General features: G+C 72.0%; 17 protein-coding genes. 1 reads left to right on the top strand and 16 read right to left on the bottom strand.

Annotated elements, in window-relative coordinates; translation table 11 throughout:
- Window positions 1-193: 193 nt before the first annotated feature.
- From pheT to AB0L00_RS41425, 4 genes are all read right to left on the bottom strand, one after another.
- Window positions 194-2,674, bottom strand: coding sequence for a phenylalanine--tRNA ligase subunit beta (pheT, locus tag AB0L00_RS41440; RefSeq protein WP_364443170.1), 2,481 nt, complete (start codon window positions 2,672-2,674; stop codon window positions 194-196).
- Entirely contained in the window at window positions 2,674-3,783 is a 1,110-nt protein-coding gene (pheS, locus tag AB0L00_RS41435; protein ID WP_345356284.1) for a phenylalanine--tRNA ligase subunit alpha, read from the bottom strand. Before pheS ends, pheT begins: the two co-directional genes overlap by 1 nt.
- Window positions 3,784-3,905: 122 nt before the next feature.
- Window positions 3,906-5,054, bottom strand: coding sequence for a HAMP domain-containing sensor histidine kinase (locus tag AB0L00_RS41430; RefSeq protein WP_364443169.1), 1,149 nt, complete (start codon window positions 5,052-5,054; stop codon window positions 3,906-3,908).
- A 109-nt stretch (window positions 5,055-5,163) separates the two neighbouring features.
- On the bottom strand, window positions 5,164-5,484 hold the full coding sequence (locus AB0L00_RS41425) for an STAS domain-containing protein (protein ID WP_364443168.1): 321 nt from the start codon (window positions 5,482-5,484) through the stop codon (window positions 5,164-5,166).
- Window positions 5,485-5,999: 515 nt separating this feature from the next.
- On the opposite strand from AB0L00_RS41425, the gene AB0L00_RS41420 reads away from it, so the two are divergent.
- Entirely contained in the window at window positions 6,000-6,755 is a 756-nt protein-coding gene (locus tag AB0L00_RS41420) for a sulfite exporter TauE/SafE family protein (protein ID WP_364443166.1), read from the top strand.
- A gap of 11 nt (window positions 6,756-6,766) precedes the next feature.
- On the opposite strand, the gene AB0L00_RS41415 is transcribed toward AB0L00_RS41420, so the two are convergent.
- The 12 genes from AB0L00_RS41415 to AB0L00_RS41360 all read right to left on the bottom strand — a co-directional run bounded on the left by AB0L00_RS41415 (window position 6,767) and on the right by AB0L00_RS41360 (window position 17,310).
- Entirely contained in the window at window positions 6,767-7,591 is an 825-nt protein-coding gene (locus AB0L00_RS41415; RefSeq protein WP_364443165.1) for an RNA methyltransferase, read from the bottom strand.
- A 20-nt stretch (window positions 7,592-7,611) separates the two neighbouring features.
- Window positions 7,612-7,989, bottom strand: a complete 378-nt coding sequence (gene rplT / locus AB0L00_RS41410) for a 50S ribosomal protein L20 (RefSeq protein WP_345356301.1) — start codon at window positions 7,987-7,989, stop codon at window positions 7,612-7,614.
- Window positions 7,990-8,101: 112 nt separating this feature from the next.
- Window positions 8,102-8,296 (bottom strand): 50S ribosomal protein L35, encoded by a 195-nt coding sequence (rpmI, locus tag AB0L00_RS41405; protein WP_252783340.1) that lies wholly within the window; start codon window positions 8,294-8,296, stop codon window positions 8,102-8,104.
- A gap of 150 nt (window positions 8,297-8,446) precedes the next feature.
- The gene (gene infC / locus AB0L00_RS41400; protein WP_345356306.1) at window positions 8,447-9,100 is read right to left on the bottom strand and encodes a translation initiation factor IF-3; all 654 of its coding nucleotides are present in this window, start codon (window positions 9,098-9,100) and stop codon (window positions 8,447-8,449) included.
- 238 nt (window positions 9,101-9,338) lie between these two features.
- Entirely contained in the window at window positions 9,339-10,175 is an 837-nt protein-coding gene (locus AB0L00_RS41395; RefSeq protein WP_364443164.1) for a putative RNA methyltransferase, read from the bottom strand.
- Between the two features lie 81 nt (window positions 10,176-10,256).
- Complete coding sequence (locus tag AB0L00_RS41390; protein WP_364443163.1) at window positions 10,257-11,036, bottom strand: shikimate dehydrogenase; 780 nt, start codon at window positions 11,034-11,036, stop codon at window positions 10,257-10,259.
- Window positions 11,033-12,208, bottom strand: a complete 1,176-nt coding sequence (gene mltG, locus AB0L00_RS41385; RefSeq protein ID WP_364443162.1) for an endolytic transglycosylase MltG — start codon at window positions 12,206-12,208, stop codon at window positions 11,033-11,035. Before mltG ends, AB0L00_RS41390 begins: the two co-directional genes overlap by 4 nt.
- Window positions 12,205-12,663: a Holliday junction resolvase RuvX gene (ruvX, locus tag AB0L00_RS41380; protein WP_345356318.1), complete on the bottom strand. Its 459-nt coding sequence runs from the start codon at window positions 12,661-12,663 to the stop codon at window positions 12,205-12,207. The genes mltG and ruvX overlap by 4 nt, the downstream gene beginning before the upstream one ends.
- A complete protein-coding gene (alaS, locus tag AB0L00_RS41375) occupies window positions 12,660-15,326 on the bottom strand; it encodes an alanine--tRNA ligase (protein ID WP_364443161.1) in 2,667 nt (888 codons plus the stop codon). Before alaS ends, ruvX begins: the two co-directional genes overlap by 4 nt.
- Entirely contained in the window at window positions 15,326-15,568 is a 243-nt protein-coding gene (locus AB0L00_RS41370) for a hypothetical protein (protein ID WP_345356324.1), read from the bottom strand. The genes alaS and AB0L00_RS41370 overlap by 1 nt, the downstream gene beginning before the upstream one ends.
- Window positions 15,565-15,939: a DUF948 domain-containing protein gene (locus AB0L00_RS41365; RefSeq protein ID WP_252799986.1), complete on the bottom strand. Its 375-nt coding sequence runs from the start codon at window positions 15,937-15,939 to the stop codon at window positions 15,565-15,567. Before AB0L00_RS41365 ends, AB0L00_RS41370 begins: the two co-directional genes overlap by 4 nt.
- A gap of 111 nt (window positions 15,940-16,050) precedes the next feature.
- Window positions 16,051-17,310: a replication-associated recombination protein A gene (locus AB0L00_RS41360; RefSeq protein ID WP_364443174.1), complete on the bottom strand. Its 1,260-nt coding sequence runs from the start codon at window positions 17,308-17,310 to the stop codon at window positions 16,051-16,053.
- Window positions 17,311-17,355: the final 45 nt, after the last annotated feature.

Below are 17,355 nucleotides of genomic sequence, written 5' to 3'. Positions count from 1 at the left end.
GCCACCGCGATCCCCGCGAGGACGGAGTCGATCCGCTCGGCGGGGGGGGGCGGGGGGCGCCGGGCCGCCGCGCGCCGGGGGCGGTGCGGACGGCGCCGCGGGGGGGGCGCGGGGCCCCGGGGCCCCCCCCCCCGCCGCGGACCTGGGGCCCGTCGCGAAGTCCTGCGGACGAGGACTTCGCGGCAGGCCCTCCTCAGGCGCCCCGCAGGACGGCGCCGACCCGCTCGGCCGCCGCGGCCACGGCGGCGTCCCGGGCGGCGGTGGTCTCCTCGGCGGTGAGGGTACGGTCGGGCGCGCGGAAGCGGAGCGTGTAGGCGAGCGACTTGTTGCCCTCGCCGACCTGCTCCCCCGTGTAGACGTCGAACAGCCGGATCGACTCCAGCAGCTCCGCGGCGCCGTGCGTCTCGATGCCCGCCCGCAGGGCCGTCTCCACCTCGGCGGCGGGGACGTCATGGGCAACCGTGAGCGCGATGTCCTGCGTGGCCACCGGATAGGTCGCGATGTGCGGCGCGAGCACCGTGCCGACCGCCTTCGACTCGAGCCGGCTCAGGTCGAGTTCCATCGCACAGGCGCGCGCCGGCAGGTCGAACGCCTTGGTCACCCGGGGGTGCAGCTCCCCCGCGTGGCCGACGAGCGTCCCGTCGGCGAACAGCGCGGCACAGCGTCCGGGGTGCCAGGGGGCGTGCTGGTCCGCCTTGACCTCCAGCTCGACGCCCGCCTCGGCCGCGACGATCCGGGCGGCCTCGATGGCGTCGGCCCAGGTCGCCGGGCGGCCCTCGCCCCACCAGCCGGCCGGCTCACGCTGTCCGGCCAGGACGACGGCCACCCGGAACGGCTGGTCGGGCAGTGCCGCCTCGATCGCGGCGAGCTCCTCGGCGGTGGGGGCCCGGTCGACCGGCGGCCGGGGCGGCGTCGGGGCGTCCGGGCGAGGCCGGTACACCAGGCCCGTCTCGAACAGGGCGACGTCGGAGAAGCCGCGCCCGAGGTTGCGGTGCAGCGAGCGCAGCAGCGCCGGCAGCAGCGTCGTCCGCAGGAACGGCTCTTCCTCGGTCAGCGGGTTGGCCAGCCGCAGCGCGCGCCGGCGGGCGTCGTCGGCGGGCAGTTGCAGGGCGTCCGAGTCTGCCGCGGACACGAACGGGTAGTTGATCACCTCGTGGTATCCGGCGGCGGCCAGGGCCCGGCCGACACGGCGGCGCAGCCGCTGCGCCGGGGTGAGACCACGGCCGGCCACCGAGCGCGGCGCGCGGGCCGGGATGTTCTCGTACCCCTCGAGCCGGATGACCTCTTCGGCGAGGTCGTTCGGGTCGCACAGGTCCGGCCGCCAGGACGGCGGGGTCACGGTCAGGACGTCCTCGCCGGTGACCTCGCAGCCGACGTCGCGGAGCCGCCTGACGACCGTGTCGTGGCCGTAGGTCACGCCCGCGACGCGGTCCGGGTGGTTCGCCGGGATCGTGATCGTGACGGTCTCCGCCGGCGCCTCGGCGTGCGTGACCCCCGGAAGGATCTCCGCGCCGCCGAGCTCGGCCAGCATCCGCACGGCCCGGTAGGTCGCCACGAGCGGCAGCTCCCGGTCGACACCGCGCTCGAAGCGGTACAGCGCCTCGCTCTTGAGCTTGTGCCGGCGGCCCTGGCGCGCCAGGTCGCTCGCCGCGAAGTGCGCGCCCTCGATCACCATGTCGGTCGACTTCTCGTCGATCTCGGTGTTCAGGCCGCCCATCGTGCCCGCCAGCGAGAGCGGACCCGACCCGTCGGTGATCAGGATGTCGTCGGGGTGCAGGTCCCGTACGACGTGATCGAGGGTCTCCAGTCGCTCGCCGGGCTCCGCGCGGCGTACGACGATCGGGCCGGTCAGCTTGGTCCGGTCGAAGGCGTGCAGCGGCTGCCCGAGCTCCAGCATGAGGTAGTTGGTGACGTCGACGGCCAGGGAGACCGAGCGCATCCCGGCGCGGGCCAGCCGGACCCGCATCCACAGCGGCGACGGCGTGTCCGGCGCGAAGCCGCGCACCTCCCGCAGCACGAAGCGGTCACAGCCGGTCGGGTCGGCGATGCTCGCCGGGTACGACTCGCCGGTCTCGGCCGGGATCTCGACGTCGGCCGGGTCACGGAACGGCACGCCGAACGCCGTCGCCGCCTCCCGCGCGATGCCGCGAATCGACGCGGTGTAGCCCCGGTCGGGAGTGATCGCGATGTCGAGCACCTCGTCGCGCAGCCCGACCAGCTCGACGAAGTCCGCCCCGAGCGGTGTGTCCGGCGGCAGCACGAGGATGCCGGGGCTGCTCTCGGCCAGGCCGAGCTCGGCCTCCGAGCAGATCATGCCGTCGGAGACCCGGCCGTACGTCTTACGCGCGGCGATCTTGAAGCCGCCGGGCAGGACGGCCCCGGGCAGCGAGGCCGGGACCCGGTCGCCGACGGTGAAGTTGGTCGCCCCGCAGACGATGCCGCGCGGCTCCGCTTCGCCGACGTCGACCTGACAGAACCGGATCGGCTTCTTGAAGCCGGTCAGCTCCTCGATCTCCAGGACCTGACCGGTGACCACGCCGGACACGTCGTGTCCGACGGCCTCGACCGACTCGACCTCCAGACCGGCCGCGATCAGCTTCTGGGCGATGTCGCGGGCGGTGACCTCGGCGGGCAGCTGGGCGTACTCCCGCAGCCACGAAACAGGGACGCGCATCAGATCTCCATCCCGAACGCCTGGGTGAAGCGCACGTCACCCTCGAACATGTCGTGCATGTCCTCGACACCGTGCCGGAACATGAGCGTGCGCTCGACACCGAGGCCGAACGCCCAGCCGCTGTACCGCTCCGGGTCGACCCCGGCGGCGACCAGCACCCGCGGGTTGACCATGCCGCAGCCGCCCAGCTCGATCCAGCCCTCGGACCGGCAGGTGCGGCACGGCTCGCCGCCCGGCTCGGCCGAGGCGCCGCGGCAGACGAAGCACTGCATGTCCACCTCGGCGGACGGCTCGGTGAACGGGAAGTAGTACGGGCGGAACCGGGTCTTCAGGCCCGCGCCGAACATGCCGGTGACGAACGCGCCGATCGCGCCGCGCAGGTCGGCCATCGTGATGCCCTCGTCGACGACGAGGCCCTCCATCTGGTGGAAGACGGGGCTGTGTGTCGCGTCGAGCTCGTCGGTGCGGAAGGTACGACCGGTGCACACGACGTAGACGGGCAGCTCACGCGTCAGCAGGGCGCGGATCTGCACCGGCGAGGTGTGGGTGCGCAGGACCAGCCCGGAGTCCTCGGACTCGACGAAGAAGGTGTCCTGCATCTCGCGCGCCGGGTGGGCGGGCGGGAAGTTCAGCGCGTCGAAGTTGAACCACTCGGCCTCGACCTCGGGGCCCTCGGCCAGCTCGAAGCCCATGGAGACGAAGACGTCGGCCATGCGCTCGGCGATGGTCGTCACCGGGTGCCGGGCGCCGCGCGGCGCGCGGTCGAGCCGGAGGGTGACGTCGACGGCCTCCTCGACGAGGACGCGCTGGTCGCGCTCCTCCTCCAGCTCGGCCTGGCGCGTCTTGAGCGCCTCGGAGACCTCACGGCGGGCCGTGCCGACGCGCTTGCCCGCCTCGGCCTTGGCGTGCGGCGGCAGGGCGCCGATCTCCCGGTTGGCGAGCGCGAGCGGCGAGCGGTCGCCGGCGTGGGCGAGGCGGACCTGCTTCAGCTCGTCGAGGCTCGCGGCGGCCTGGATCGCGGCGAGCGCCTCGTCGCGCGCGCGGGCCACCTCGTCCGGATGGAGCGCGGTGACCTCGACGGGGTCATAGGACTTATTGGGTGCGGACATGAGTGTCAGTTACTCCAGCAATGGCGGAACGGCGAACGAGTCTAGTCGGCGCATGGCCTGCGGCCCGTGACGCGGCCATCAGATCATGATGGGACGGGCCGCTCGGGAAGCCCGCGGCGCTCTCAGGCGAAGTCTGGAGCCCCGGCGGGCAGACTAAATCGGAACTCGGCGCCGCCACCCGGGGCGCGCCGTACCGAGATCGTGCCACCGTGCGCCTCGACGAGGCCCTTGACGATGTAGAGACCGAGGCCCGTGCCACCACGGGGCTGGCCGTGGCCGCGCCAGAACTGGCGGAAGACGCGCTGGGCCGCCTCCGGCGGGATGCCCTCACCCTCGTCGCGCACGGCGACGACGGCTCCACGCGTACTCGCGTCCGGCTCCACCACGATCGTTACGGTACCAGCCCCGTGCCGCAGGGCGTTCTCCACGAGATTGCCGATGATCTGGTCGATCTTGTCCGGGTCGAGCCACATCTCCGGCAGCTCGCCCCGGACGTCGAGCTTGAAGCGGTCCGCCGGGTCGCCCGCCGCGACCCGGCCGGCGATGATCTTGCGGGCCTCCTCGACGACGTCGACGACCTGGCGGCGCATCTCCAGGCGGCCCGCCTCGATGCGCGAGACGTCCAGCAGCTCGGTGATCAGCCGGGTCACCCGGTCGGCGTCGGCGTTGACCGTCTCGAGCATGACCCGCTTCTGGTCGTCGTTGAACCGGTGCCACTTGGCCAGCAGGGTGGCGGTGAAGCCCTTGACGCTCGTCAGCGGGGACCGCAGCTCGTGGGCGACGGTGGAGACGAGGTCGGCCCGCCCGCGCTCGTGGCGGGCGCGCTCGGCCGCGTCCCGCAGGGCGATCGTGAACCGGCGGACGGTGCCGTCCGCCTCCCGGTCGTAGGAGGCGGTGACCAGCAGTTCCGGCCCGTCGCCGAGGTACAGCGGCCGCTCCGGGTGACGGGTGCGGGTGGCCAGGCCGCCGTACGGGTCGAGGCACTTCCACCAGTCGCGGCCGTCGGCGTCGCGCAGCGGCAGCACGTCGGCGAAGTCGCGGCCGAGGGCCGCGGCCGGCGCGATGCCGGCCAGCCGGGCCGCCGCCCGGTTGAAGACCACGACCCGCCGATCGGCGTCGGCCACGACGAGCCCGTCGGGCAGCGAGTCGGGAGCGATGTCCCACCGCTCGGGAGAGACCTCGCGCTGCTCGGAAGAGACTCCCCGCTGCGCCGTCTGCCCGGCGGAGGGTTCAACGTCGCGCGGAACCGGTCCGCCCACGACCGCGGCCACCTCCCCCGGCTCCATATTGACAGTGCTGGCCTGACTCTAGTGCGGACGACGTAAATACCGCCACGCCAGTGTCGTTAATTACGGATGTTCCTGACATGTCGCCCAGATGTCAGTTACCGAACGCCTCATCGACCGTGTCATACGTCGGGAACAACTCGTCGAGCCGAGTGATTCGCAGAATCCTCCGCTGTGCCGGCCGCACCCGCGCCAGGCGGAGCGTGCCGCCCTTCTCCCGCAGCCGGTTGCCCACGGCGACCAGCGCGCCGAGCCCGGCGGCGTCGCAGAAGCGGACGGCGTCGAAGTCGGCGACGAGGTTGATGTGCCCGCCGTCGATGAGCTCCAGGAGATCCGCGCGCAGCCGCCCCGCCGTCTGCACGTCGATCTCGCCGCCGATCGCCACGACCGCCGCGGCGCCGTTGCGCCGGACCACCCGGGCCGCCATCGCGCGCCCGGCCTGCGCCTGGCACCGGTGGGCGCCCCCGCGCGCCAGCGGAGACCTGCCCGGGCCTCTCTCGCACCCCGCCGCCGCGCGACGGCGAGGCAGTGGAATGCCTCTTATGTTCGTTTCCAACCCTTTTGCCCCGTTCATCGGAATCCACGTCGACACCGCGACGGGCACCGGGAAGCGGAACCGGCTGCGGGCCGGTCGACCGATCCGGCGCGGCGGAATCGACACCACCGATCATGTCGCCTTTTCGTCCAATGAACGAATCGGGTCGCTGATTTGTTACAGCGAGAAGACGTCCCTGTTGCGTTCGGTATCGAACGTCCGCCCACGCCCCCGATCATGTGAGGCGTCCCCAACCGCCGGGCTCGCCCTGTCGGCCGGGTGACGGCGGGAGTGCGGCCCCGGCTACAGTCTCGATCGACGCCACTCACTCTCCGCGACCGCGACGGGGCCGTCCGCGACGGGCCACGGCCCGGCGCCGCCGGAAGGAGCCGGACTTGGACCTCCTCGACATGGGGCTGCTCGGCGCGGCCGGCGTGGCGGCCGGCGGGGTCAACGCGATCGCCGGCGGTGGGTCGCTGATCTCGTTCCCCGCCCTGCTGGCCGTGGGCTGTCCGAACCTCACGGCGAACGTGACCAACACGGTCGCGCTGTGGCCGGGCTATGTCGGCGGTGTCGCGGGCTACCGCGCCGAACTGGCGGGCCGGTGGGGACGCGCCACGGCGTTGAGCGTGACCGGCGTGCTCGGCGCCGTGGCCGGCTGTGTCCTGCTCCTGCTCACCCCGGCGGGCGTCTTCGCCGCGCTCGTGCCGGTGCTGGTCGCGCTGGCCAGCCTCCTCCTCGCGGCGCAGCCGTGGCTGAAGCGCCGCCTCGACGCCGCGCAACGCCTCACCGGGACCGGACACCGGATGATGCTGCACGGCGGCGTCCTGGTCGGAGGCGCCTACGGCGCGTACTTCGGCGCCGGGCTCGGCGTCATGCTGCTCGGCCTGCTCGGCGTCTTCGTGCACGACCACCTGCAGCGGCTCAACGCCGTTCGCGCGGTGCTGTCCCTGGTGATCAACACGGTGGCCCTCATCGCCTTCGCGCTGTTCGGCCCGGTGCGCTGGCCGGCCGTCGCGATCATGGCGGTGACCAGTCTGGTCGGCGGCTTCTTCGGCGCCCGCGTGGCCCGCCGCCTGTCTCCGGGGGTCCTACGGGCCGTCGTCGTCACGTTCGGGCTCGGGGTGGCCCTCACCCTGGCCCTTCGCTGAGGATCGCGGCGTCAGGAGGGCTCGCCGGCCCGCTGGGCGCGGGCCGAGGCGTACAGGCACACGGCGGCGGCGGTGGCGAGGTTGAGGCTCTCGGCGCCGCCGTAGATCGGGACGCGTACGACCTCGTCGACCGCGTCCAGGATCTCGTCCGGCAGGCCCCACGCCTCGTTGCCGAACACCCAGGCGGTCGGGCCGCTGAGGGTTCCCTTGTCCAGCGCGGCGTCCAGGGAGCACTTCCCCGCGCCGTCGGCGGCCAGGACCGTCAGGCCGGACTCCTTCAGGGCCGGGATGAGGGCGTCGAACCGTGGCCCGACCACGACCGGCAGATGGAACAGGCTGCCCGCCGACGCACGGACGCACTTGCCGTTGTACGGATCGACGGACGCGTCCGTGAAGATCACCGAGTCGGACCCCGCGGCGTCGGCGGTGCGCAGCACGGTGCCGGCGTTCCCCGGATCCCGCACGTGCGCCAGCACGGTGACGAGGCGCGGCCGCGGCTCGAGCGCCGCTCGCAGGTCGACGTCCACGAACGCGCAGACGGCGAGGAGCCCCTGTGGGGTGACCGTCTGCGCGAGCTCGGCCATGACCTCGCCGCTCACCCGGGAGGTCGGAACCCCGGACCGCTCGGCCTGAGCGATCAGGTCGTGGTGGCGGATCTCCGCCTCGGCCGTGGTGAACAGCTCGGTGAGGACGCCGTCGAGCGCGAGGGCCTCGCGTACCGCCTGGGGGCCCTCGGCGAGAAACCGCCGCTCGCGGCGGCGGAACGCGCGTTTGGCGAGCCGACGAGCCGCCTTCACCCGTGGTGATCGAGTAGAGGTCAGCTCGCGGCCCGCCATCAGCGTCGTTATCTATACCGTCAGGCGGCCGCGCTGCCCTCGGCGGGCAGCGCCTTCTTGGCCGTCTCGACCAGGACCGTGAACGCCGCGGCGTCGTTGACCGCGAGCTCGGCGAGCATGCGCCGGTCGACCTCGACGCCGGCCTCGCGCAGACCCTGGATGAACCGGTTGTACGTCATGCCGTTCGCGCGGGCCGCCGCGTTGATCCGCTGGATCCACAGGCGACGGAACTGGCCCTTGCGGTCCTTCCGGTCACGGAAGGCGTACGTCATCGAGTGGAGCTGCTGCTCCTTGGCCTTGCGGTACAGCCTCGACCGCTGGCCACGGTAGCCACTCGCCCGCTCGAGGACGACCCGACGCTTCTTGGCGGCGTTGACCGCCCGCTTCACGCGTGCCACGTCTTGAAACTCCTTCGTGGAGGCCGTGCCTTTTAGGCCGGCCGGTCGTTCGACTAACGGGACTCTCGGCACCGCATGGGTGCCGGAGCCCGGCGATCAGGTGGTGCCGGGCTCAGTCGCCGAGCAGCTTCTTGATCTTCTTCTCGTCGCTCTTCGACAGGACGACCGCTCCGTCGAGCCGGCGCGTGCGCTTGGTCGGCTTGTGCTCGAGGAGGTGGTTACGGTTGGCGCGGCGGCGCATGACCTTGCCGGTGCCCGTCTTCTTGAAACGCTTCTTGGCACCACTGTGCGTCTTCATCTTCGGCATGGTCGCCGACGTCTCCCTATGTCCGTGCACCTCGTTCCGGGCGCACGGCGACTCCTCAGGGAGTGCCGGACGCCGGGGAGGCGCGGTGTGCGTACCTCATCGCGAGACGACCCCGCTCAGTGAGCAGGGTCGTGGCGGAGCAGGGCCCGGTCAGGCCGGGGAACCGTGCTCCTGCTCCTCCTGCCGCCGCGCCCGACTGCCGGTCGCGCGCGGACCTTCGGCTTTGGCCTCGCTCTTCTTCTTGTGCGGCCCGAGGACCATGATCATGTTGCGGCCGTCCTGCTTGGGCCGCGACTCGACGAAGCCGAGCTCCTCGACGTCCTCCGCCAGCCGCTGCAGCAGCCGGAAGCCCAGCTCCGGTCGGGACTGCTCGCGGCCACGGAACATGATCGTGACCTTGACCTTGTCACCTGCCTTGAGGAACCGCTCGACGTGGCCCTTCTTGGTGCCGTAGTCGTGCGGATCGATCTTCGGCCGGAGTTTGATCTCCTTGATGACCGTGTGCGCCTGGTTACGTCGCGCATCGCGGGCCTTCATCGCGGACTCGTACTTGAACTTTCCGTAGTCCATGAGCTTGGCCACGGGCGGCCTCGCGGTCGGGGCGACCTCGACGAGGTCAAGGTCGGACTCCCGGGCAAGGTCGAGTGCCTTGGCGATCGGCACGATGCCGACCTGTTCGCCGTTCGGACCGACGAGCCGGACCTCGGGCACGCGAATGCGCTCGTTGATACGCGGTTCGGCGCTGATGGGACCTCCTTGGGGCTTTCGAGCTGTCCTGACCGGCCATGCCCCGGGCCCTTTCAAACGAAAAAGCCCCGCACGACTCGCATGCAGGGCCACCACCGGACGCCCCGGCGGCCGAAGCCGACGAGGTGGGCACGCCGACAGCGTGCCTGACCGGGACCCATCAGCCTCTCGACTCCCGAGGGAGCGCGGCCGATCAGGTGGGAGGTGACCTCCGCTTGCGCGCCCGACGCGTGAACGCCAGGCCAGTCAAAAGTCAAAGGTACCAGCTTTCCGGCCGTTCGTCGAAAGCGCGTGTCTACAGTACGCCGAAAGCGCGCACCTCGAAGGCCGCGGTGACCTTGATCGGCTGCGGAAGGGCGTCGATCGCGGCCCGCAACGCGCCGGGATCGGCGTGCCGGGCGCTCGGACCCATGGCGACGAGCGACCGGACCTCGGCGTGGGTGAGGGACAGCGGAACCTCCAGCGCCCACGTTCCCGCAGGGGCGAACCGCTCACCCACCGAGTCGGAAACGCGGTCCGCCTTCCGCTCGTCCACGGAGATCAGGCCGAGCGGCCCGATCACCTCCCCCAGGTGATGCGCGGCCGGCGTGACCACGATCAGCGTCCCGCCGGGCCGGAGCACGCGGTGGAATTCCGCGCCGTTCCGCGGCGCGAAGACATCGATGAGGACCGACACCGTGCCCGTACGGACGGGAAAGGGCCGCCAGACGTCCCACACGAGGGCGCCGATCCGCGGATGCGCCTTCGCGGCCCGGCGCAGGGCGTGCTTGGAGATGTCCAGCGCGATGCCGGGCCGCCCCGGCAGCCGGTCGAGGACGGCCGCGAGGTAGTGGCCCGTGCCCGCGCCGGCGTCCAGCACGCACCCCTCCCCCGGGTCGAGCGCGGCCGCGCGTTCGGCGATCAGCTCGGTGAGCGGGGCGAAGTGGCCGCCGCCGAGGAAGTCCGCGCGCGCCGCGACCATCTCCGGGGTGTCGGCGGTGCCCAGGTGGGCCTTGCCGGTCAGCAGGTTGGCGTAGCCCTGCCGGGCGATGTCGAACGCGTGCCCCTCGGAGCAGCGCAGGGCCGCTCCCGCGACGGCGAGGTCACCCGCGCACAGCGGGCAGCGGAGGTACGGAACGACGTCGGCGAGCACCCTCCCATGATGATGCAGCCGGACGGGCGCTTCGTCCCGCCGTCCGCCCATGCGTCGCCGAGGGCGCGGCGCGGCGGCGTGTCAGGAGACCGCGGCGCGCATCGCCTCGACGGGTGCGGGGGCGTGCCCGGTCATGAGCTCCACCTGGCGGGCGGCCTGGTGCACCAGCATGGGCAGCCCGCCCACGAGGATGCCGCCGCGCCCGCCGACGGCCTCGGCGGCGGCCGTCGGCCAGGGCGCGTACACGACGTCGAAGAGGACGTCGGTGGCCCCGGCGATGGCCATGGCGTACGGGTCGGCGGCGTGGGCCGGCAGGGTGGAGATGATGAGGTCGGCGTGCGGCATCGCGTCGGCGAACGTCTGCACCGTCACCGAGACGCCCAGCCGGTCGGCCGCCGACACGGCCTCGGCGGCGCGGCCCGGGCTCCGTACGACGACCACGGCCTTCGACAGTCCGAGGTCGCGCAGCGCCGCCAGGGCGGAGCACGCGGTCGCCCCGCCGCCGAGCACGGCCGCCGACCCGGGCGACCGCACTCCGGCCTCGGTCAACGCGGTGACCATGCCGTACACGTCGGTGTTGAAACCGAGCCGGCGCCCGCCCTGGAAGACCACGGTGTTCGCGCCGCCCACCGCGCGCGCCAGCCCCGACACCTCGTCGAGGAGGGGCAGCACGGCCCGCTTCAGCGGCATCGTGAGCGACAGGCCCGCCCACGGCCGCTCCAGCAGGCCGGGCAGATCCCTCTCGCGGCACTCGACGGCCTCGTAGGTCCAGTCGAGGCCGAGCGCGGCGTACGCGGCACGGTGCAGCGCCGGTGACAGCGAGTGCGCGATCGGCGATCCGAGGACCGCGGCGTGCGTCATCCGTGCCCCGTGTTACGCGCGAGTTCCTGCTTCAGCTTCTGGAACTCGGAGTAGCTGGACGTGAACTTCGTGATCTTGTTCTTCGGGTCGGGGGCCACGAAGTAGAGCCAGTCGCCCTTCTCGGGTTCGAGCGCGGCCTTGAGCGCCACCTCGCCCGGGTTGTCGATCGGGCCGGGCGGCAGGCCGCTGACCACGTAGGTGTTGTACGGGCTCTGCGTCTTGGTCTCCGCGAGAGTGGCCACGGTGTTGTACTTGCCCAGGGCGTACATGACGGTGCTGTCGAACTGCAGCTTGCGCATCCACGGCTGAGGACTGTGGATGCGGTTGTCGATGACCCGGGCGACCTTCGGCATGTCCTCCGCCCGGCCGCTCTCGGCCTGGACGAGGCTGGCGATCGTCACGACCTCGCCGGGCGACATGCCCAGATCCCGGGCCTTGGCCTCCAGGTCGACGTTGGCAGCGACCTTCTTGAACTGGTCGACCATCGAGCGCAGCACCTGCGTCGCGGTGGCCTTCGGGTCCGGGTCGTACGTGAAGGGGTAGAGGTAGCCCTCGAGCCTGCCCTTGGCGTACGACGGCAGGCCGAGCTTCTCGGGGTGTTTCGCGGCCTTCTGGAAGTCCTTCAGCGGGATGTGGGTCTTGCTGGCCAGCAGCGGCAGGATCTGGACGACCCGCTTGCCCTCGGGGATCGTGAGGCGACCGGCCCGGGAGGCGTCGCTGAGCAGGAGGTCGAGCGCCGACTTCACCGACATCTGCCGGCGCAGGTGGTAGTAGCCCGGCTGGATGCTCGTCGCCCTGGTGTCCTTGGTCGCGAGCTTGATGAACGCGTCGACCGACTTGACGACCCCCGCGTCCTTGAGCCGGTTCGCCATGAGGGCGACCGAGTCGCCCTCATGGATCCAGACGGTGACGCTGCCGCTGCCCTCGCCCTTGTAGTCGGGCGGGTTGAGCATGCCGTTGATCGTGGTCAGCCCGACGTAGCCGCCACCGCACACGACCACGAGGAGGAAGGCCAGCGCGATGAACGGCGCCAGCCTGCGGCCCTTGCGGCTCTTCTTGCGGCGCCGCCCCCGGCCTCCCCGGCCGGCCCGGGACGCACCGCCCGGAGGCTCCGGGCGCTGCTGCTGGCGCTCGGAGAGTTGGCGCAAGAAATCAAGATCTGCGTCGCTCATGAGTCCCCCTGGACAGTCTCCCCAGGGGGGCGGCCCGTCAAGCGCTCGGCCTCGAGCGCCGCCTGGAGCAGCACCGCGGCCGCCGCCTGGTCGACGACCTTCCGCCGTGCCTGCCCGCGCACTCCCTTGTCCCGGAGGCCACTTTCGGCTGTCACGGTGGTGAGTCTCTCATCGAACAGCCGTACCGTCTCGGGATCCAGGAGCCGTGCGATCTTCTCCGCGAACCGGCGGGCCGTCGCGGCCGCCGGTCCCTCTCGCCCGGAGAGGGAGGTCGGCAGCCCGACGATCACCTCGATCGCGTCGTTCTCGGCGACGATCCGAACGATCCGGTCGATGTCGCCTTTCCCGGCCCGCACGGTCTCCAGGGGGGAGGCCAGGATGCCGCCGGGATCGCTACGCGCGACGCCGATGCGGACGCTGCCCGCATCGACGCCGATGCGCACGCCTTGTCTCACGTGGCCGCCACGGTCCGGCGGACGGCGCCCAGGGCCTCGTCGATGGCGCCCGGGTTCGCGCCACCGCCCTGCGCCAGGTCGTCCTTGCCGCCCCCGCCGCCGCCGAGGACCTTCGCGGCGACGCCGACGAGCGCGCCCGCGCGCAGGCCGCGGGCGCGGGCCTCATCGCTGGTCGCGACGACGATCACGGGACGGTCCTTGGGAACCCCCGCGATGATCACGACGGCCGGCCGGCCGGGCATGCGGCCGCGGACGTCCATCGCAAGCCGCCGCAGGTCGTCGGCGCTGGTGCCGTCGGGCACGCGGTGGGCGACGAAGCCGACGCCGCCGATGTCCTCCGCACCGCCCGCGAGCTCACCGGCGACCTGCAGGACCTGCTGCGACCGGACCTTCTCCAGCTCCTTCTCGGCCTCGCGCAGCCGGGTGACCACTCCGGAGATCCGCTCCGGGAGCTCCTCGCGCCGAGTCTTGAGCTGCTCGGACAGCTGTGCGACGAGCACGCTCTCCTTGGCGAGGTACCGGAAGGCGTCGATGCCGACCAGCGCCTCGACCCGGCGCACGCCCGCGCCGATCGACTGCTCGCCGAGCACCTTGATCAGGCCGAGCTGGCCGGAGCGCGCGACGTGCGTGCCGCCGCACAGCTCGCGGGAGTACTCGCCGATCTCGACGACGCGCACCTCGGAGCCGTACTTCTCGCCGAAGAGGGCGAGCGCGCCCATCTTGCGGGCCTCGTCGATCGGGTGCACCGAGGCGTGCACACCGAGGTCGTCGATGAGGATGGCGTTGACCTCGTCCTCGACGTCGCGCAGGACGCTGAGCGGAACGGCGCCCGAGGCGGTGAAGTCGAACCGGAAGCGGCCCGGGGAGTTCTCCGAACCGGCCTGGGCGGCGGACTCGCCGAGCGCGTTGCGGAACCCGCGGTGCACCATGTGCGTGGCGGTGTGCGACCGGGAGATCGCCCGGCGCCGCTCCACGTCGATCTCGGCGTACGCGGTGTCGCCCGCCTGCGCCTCGCCGCTGCGGACCCGGCCGCGGTGCACGACCAGACCGGACAGCGGCGACTGGACGTCGAGGACCTCGACCTCGGCGCCGTTGCCGAACCGGATGACGCCCTGGTCGGCGAGCTGGCCACCGCCCTCGGCGTAGAACGGGGTGCGGTCGAGCACGACCTCGACCTCGCTGCCCTGCCCCGCCGACGGCACGCTCGCGCCGCCGACGAGCAGGCCGACCACCCGGGCCTCGCCCGCGACCGCGTCGTATCCGGTGAAGACCACCGACCCGGTCTGCTCGAGGAGGCTGCCCAGCACGGACACGTCGAGGTTGCCGGTCTTCTTCGCGGCGGCGTCGGCCTTGGCGCGCTGCCGCTGCTCGTCCATCAGGCGCCGGAACTCGTTCTCGTCGACGGACAGGCCCTGCTCGGCCGCCATCTCCAGCGTGAGGTCGATCGGGAAGCCGTAGGTGTCGTGCAGCGTGAACGCCTGCACGCCGGACATCGTCGACTCCTTGCGGCGCTTGGTCTCCTCGACCGAGGCGTCGAAGATCGCGGTGCCGGTGCGGAGCGTGGTGAGGAAGGACTGCTCCTCGGCGTCGATGACCGTGTGGATGTGGGCGGCGTCGGAGCGCAGCTCCGGGTAGGTCTCGCCCATCCCGTCGATCGCCACGGCGGTGAGCTCGTGCAGGTAGCGCTCGTCGCCGGCGCCGAGCAGCCGCAGGTGCCGGATGCTGCGGCGCAGGATGCGCCGCAGGACGTAGCCGCGGCCCTCGTTGGAGGGCACGACGCCGTCGGCGACCATCATCGTGCCGCTGCGCACGTGGTCGGTGATCACGCGCAGGGACACGTCGGCCCGCGTGTCACGGCCGTACTTGGTCTTGGTGAGGTCGGCGGCGCGGTCGAGGATCCGCCACATGGTGTCGATCTCGTAGATGTTGTCGACGCCCTGGAGGATCGCCGCCATGCGCTCCAGGCCCATGCCGGTGTCGATGTTCTTGGCGGGGAGCTCGCCGAGGATCGGCCAGCCCTCCTTGCCCGCGCCGGGGCCCCGCTCGAACTGCATGAAGACGAGGTTCCAGACCTCGAGGTAGCGGTCCTCGTCGGCGACCGGGCCGCCCTCACGGCCGTACTCGGGGCCGCGGTCGTAGTAGATCTCCGAGCAGGGACCGCAGGGGCCGGGCACGCCCATCGACCAGAAGTTGTCGGCCATCCCGCGGCGCTGGATGCGCTCCTCGGGCACGCCGACCTTCTTGTGCCAGATCTCGAAGGCCTCGTCGTCGTCGTGGTAGACGGTGGCCCAGAGCCGGTCCTCCGGGAACCCGAAGCCGCCGTCGGACTCCGGCCGGGTCAGCAGGTCCCACGCGAATGGGATCGCCTGCTCCTTGAAGTAGTCCCCGAAGGAGAAGTTGCCCAGCATCTGGAAGAACGTGCCGTGCCGGGTGGTCTTGCCGACCTCGTCGATGTCCGGGGTCCGGATGCACTTCTGAACGCTGGTGGCCCGGGGGTACGGCGGGGTCCGCTGGCCGAGGAAGAACGGCTTGAAGGGCACCATGCCCGCGTTCACCAGCAACAGCGTGGGGTCCTCGGCGATCAGGCTGGCCGAGGGCACCACGGTGTGGCCGCGCTCCTCGAAGAAGCGGAGAAAACGGCGGGCGATCTCTGCCGACTCCATCAGTGCAGGTCCTTGTCAGTATCGGTGTGTGCGTCGAGGCGCATGGCGTCGCGCAGTTCTTCCTCGCGGTGGTTCATCGCGACGCGGACGTCGCCGGCGAACCCCCGTACGGTCCGGCCGAGCCCGGTGGCCTGGTGGGCGAGGCTGCCCGGCAGGACGGCGCGCACCGCCCGCTTGAGCCGGAACGCCGACCAGGCGCCGAACGCGGTGCCCAGCGACAACCAGAACAACCGCCGGATCATCGCTTGCCGTCCTGGTTGCCGTGGCCACGGGAACCGATGGCCTTACGGACACCATAGGAGAACGCCGCGGCCTTCACGAGAGGGCCGCCCACGATCGAGGTGACGGTGGTGCTGACCGCGGCGGCGTTCTGGCTGACGCTGCCCATGTTCTTGGTGATCACGTCGACCCGGTCCAGTTGCTCGTTGGCCCGCTCCACGGTGCCGGCCATGTCGTCCAGCAGCGGGGCGGTCCGGTCGCCGAGCTCGGCGACGGTCTTGGTGGCCTCGGTCAGCAACCGGGCGAGTTTCAAGAGCACGTAGGCGAGGAAGGAGACGAGTATCGCCCAGAACATGGCCACGATGAGCCCGGCCAGCTGTTCGCCCGTCAACACGCGGCTTCCTCCTCCTCGGGTCGCGGAGAACTTGGTCGGACCGACCTTACCGTCCCGGGCTTGCGAAAACGCGCTCGGACGACCTTGCCGGACCGGCCGACGGCACTGATCTCAGTCGGCGCGCCTGCCGCGGAGAACGGCGCGGAGCCGCTCGACCACGTCGGAGAAGCGCGCCTCCATGCCGTGCCTGGTCGGATGGTAGTACTCCCGCCCGGCCACCGCGTCCGGGGCGTACTGCTGTTCGACCACCCCGCCGGGGAAGTCGTGGGCGTAGCGGTAGCCCTTCCCGTGGTCGAGCTTGTCCGCGCCCTTGTAGTGGGCGTCCCGCAGGTGCGGCGGCACCGGGCCGACGAGCCCGCGCCGCACGTCGCCGCCGGCGTCGTTGATCGCCCGGATCACCGCGTTGGACTTGGGCGCCAGGGACAGATGGATCACCGCCTGGGCGAGGTTGATGCGGGCCTCCGGCAGGCCGACGAACTCGACGGCGTGCGCGGCGGCCGTCGCGGTCTGCAGGGCCGTGGGGTCGGCCATGCCGATGTCCTCGCTGGCGTGCACGATCAGCCGCCGGGCGATGAAACGGGGATCCTCGCCGGCCTCGATCATGCGGGCGAGGTAGTGCAGCGCCGCGTCGACGTCGGACCCGCGGATGCTCTTGATGAAGGCGCTGATCACGTCGTAGTGCTGGTCGCCCTCGCGGTCGTAGCGGACCGCCGCCCGGTCGACGGCCTTCTCCAGGACGTCGACGTCGATCGGCGCGCCGTTCGGGGCGACGTACGACGCGGCCTCCAGGTACGTCAGCGCCCGGCGCGCGTCGCCGCCCGCCAGGCGTACCAGGTGGTCCTCGGCGGGCTTGGCGAGCTCCGCCGCGCCGCCGAGGCCACGCTCGTCGGTCAGAGCCCGGCGGATCACCTCGCGAAGCTGGTCGTCGCCGAGCGGCTGGAGCGTCAGCAGCAGGGAGCGGGACAGCAGCGGGCTGATGACGGAGAAGAAGGGGTTCTCGGTGGTCGCGCCGATGAAGGACACCCAGCGGTTCTCGACGGCGGGCAGCAGGGCGTCCTGCTGAGCCTTGTTGAACCGGTGCACCTCGTCGACGAACAGCACGGTCTGCCGGCCGCCCATGCCCAGCTCCCGCTTGGCCACGTCGATGGCGGCGCGGACCTGCTTGACGCCGTCGGAGACCGCGGAGATCTCCACGAACCGGCGTTCGGTCGCCTGGCTGACGACGTACGCGAGGGTGGTCTTGCCGGTGCCGGGCGGCCCCCACAGCACCAGGGACATGGCGACGTCCCGCTCGACGAGCTGGCGCAGGGGGGTGCCGGGACCGAGGAGATGCTCCTGGCCGACGACCTCGTCGAGGCCGCGCGGGCGCATCCGGACCGCCAGCGGCGCGTTCGCCTGCTGCGCCTCCTCCGCCGG

This window comes from Actinoallomurus sp. NPDC052308, from assembly GCF_040679195.1.
Taxonomy (GTDB): Bacteria; Actinomycetota; Actinomycetes; order Streptosporangiales; family Streptosporangiaceae; genus Actinoallomurus; species Actinoallomurus liliacearum.
This window is presented reverse-complemented; position numbering and strand designations above follow the sequence as displayed.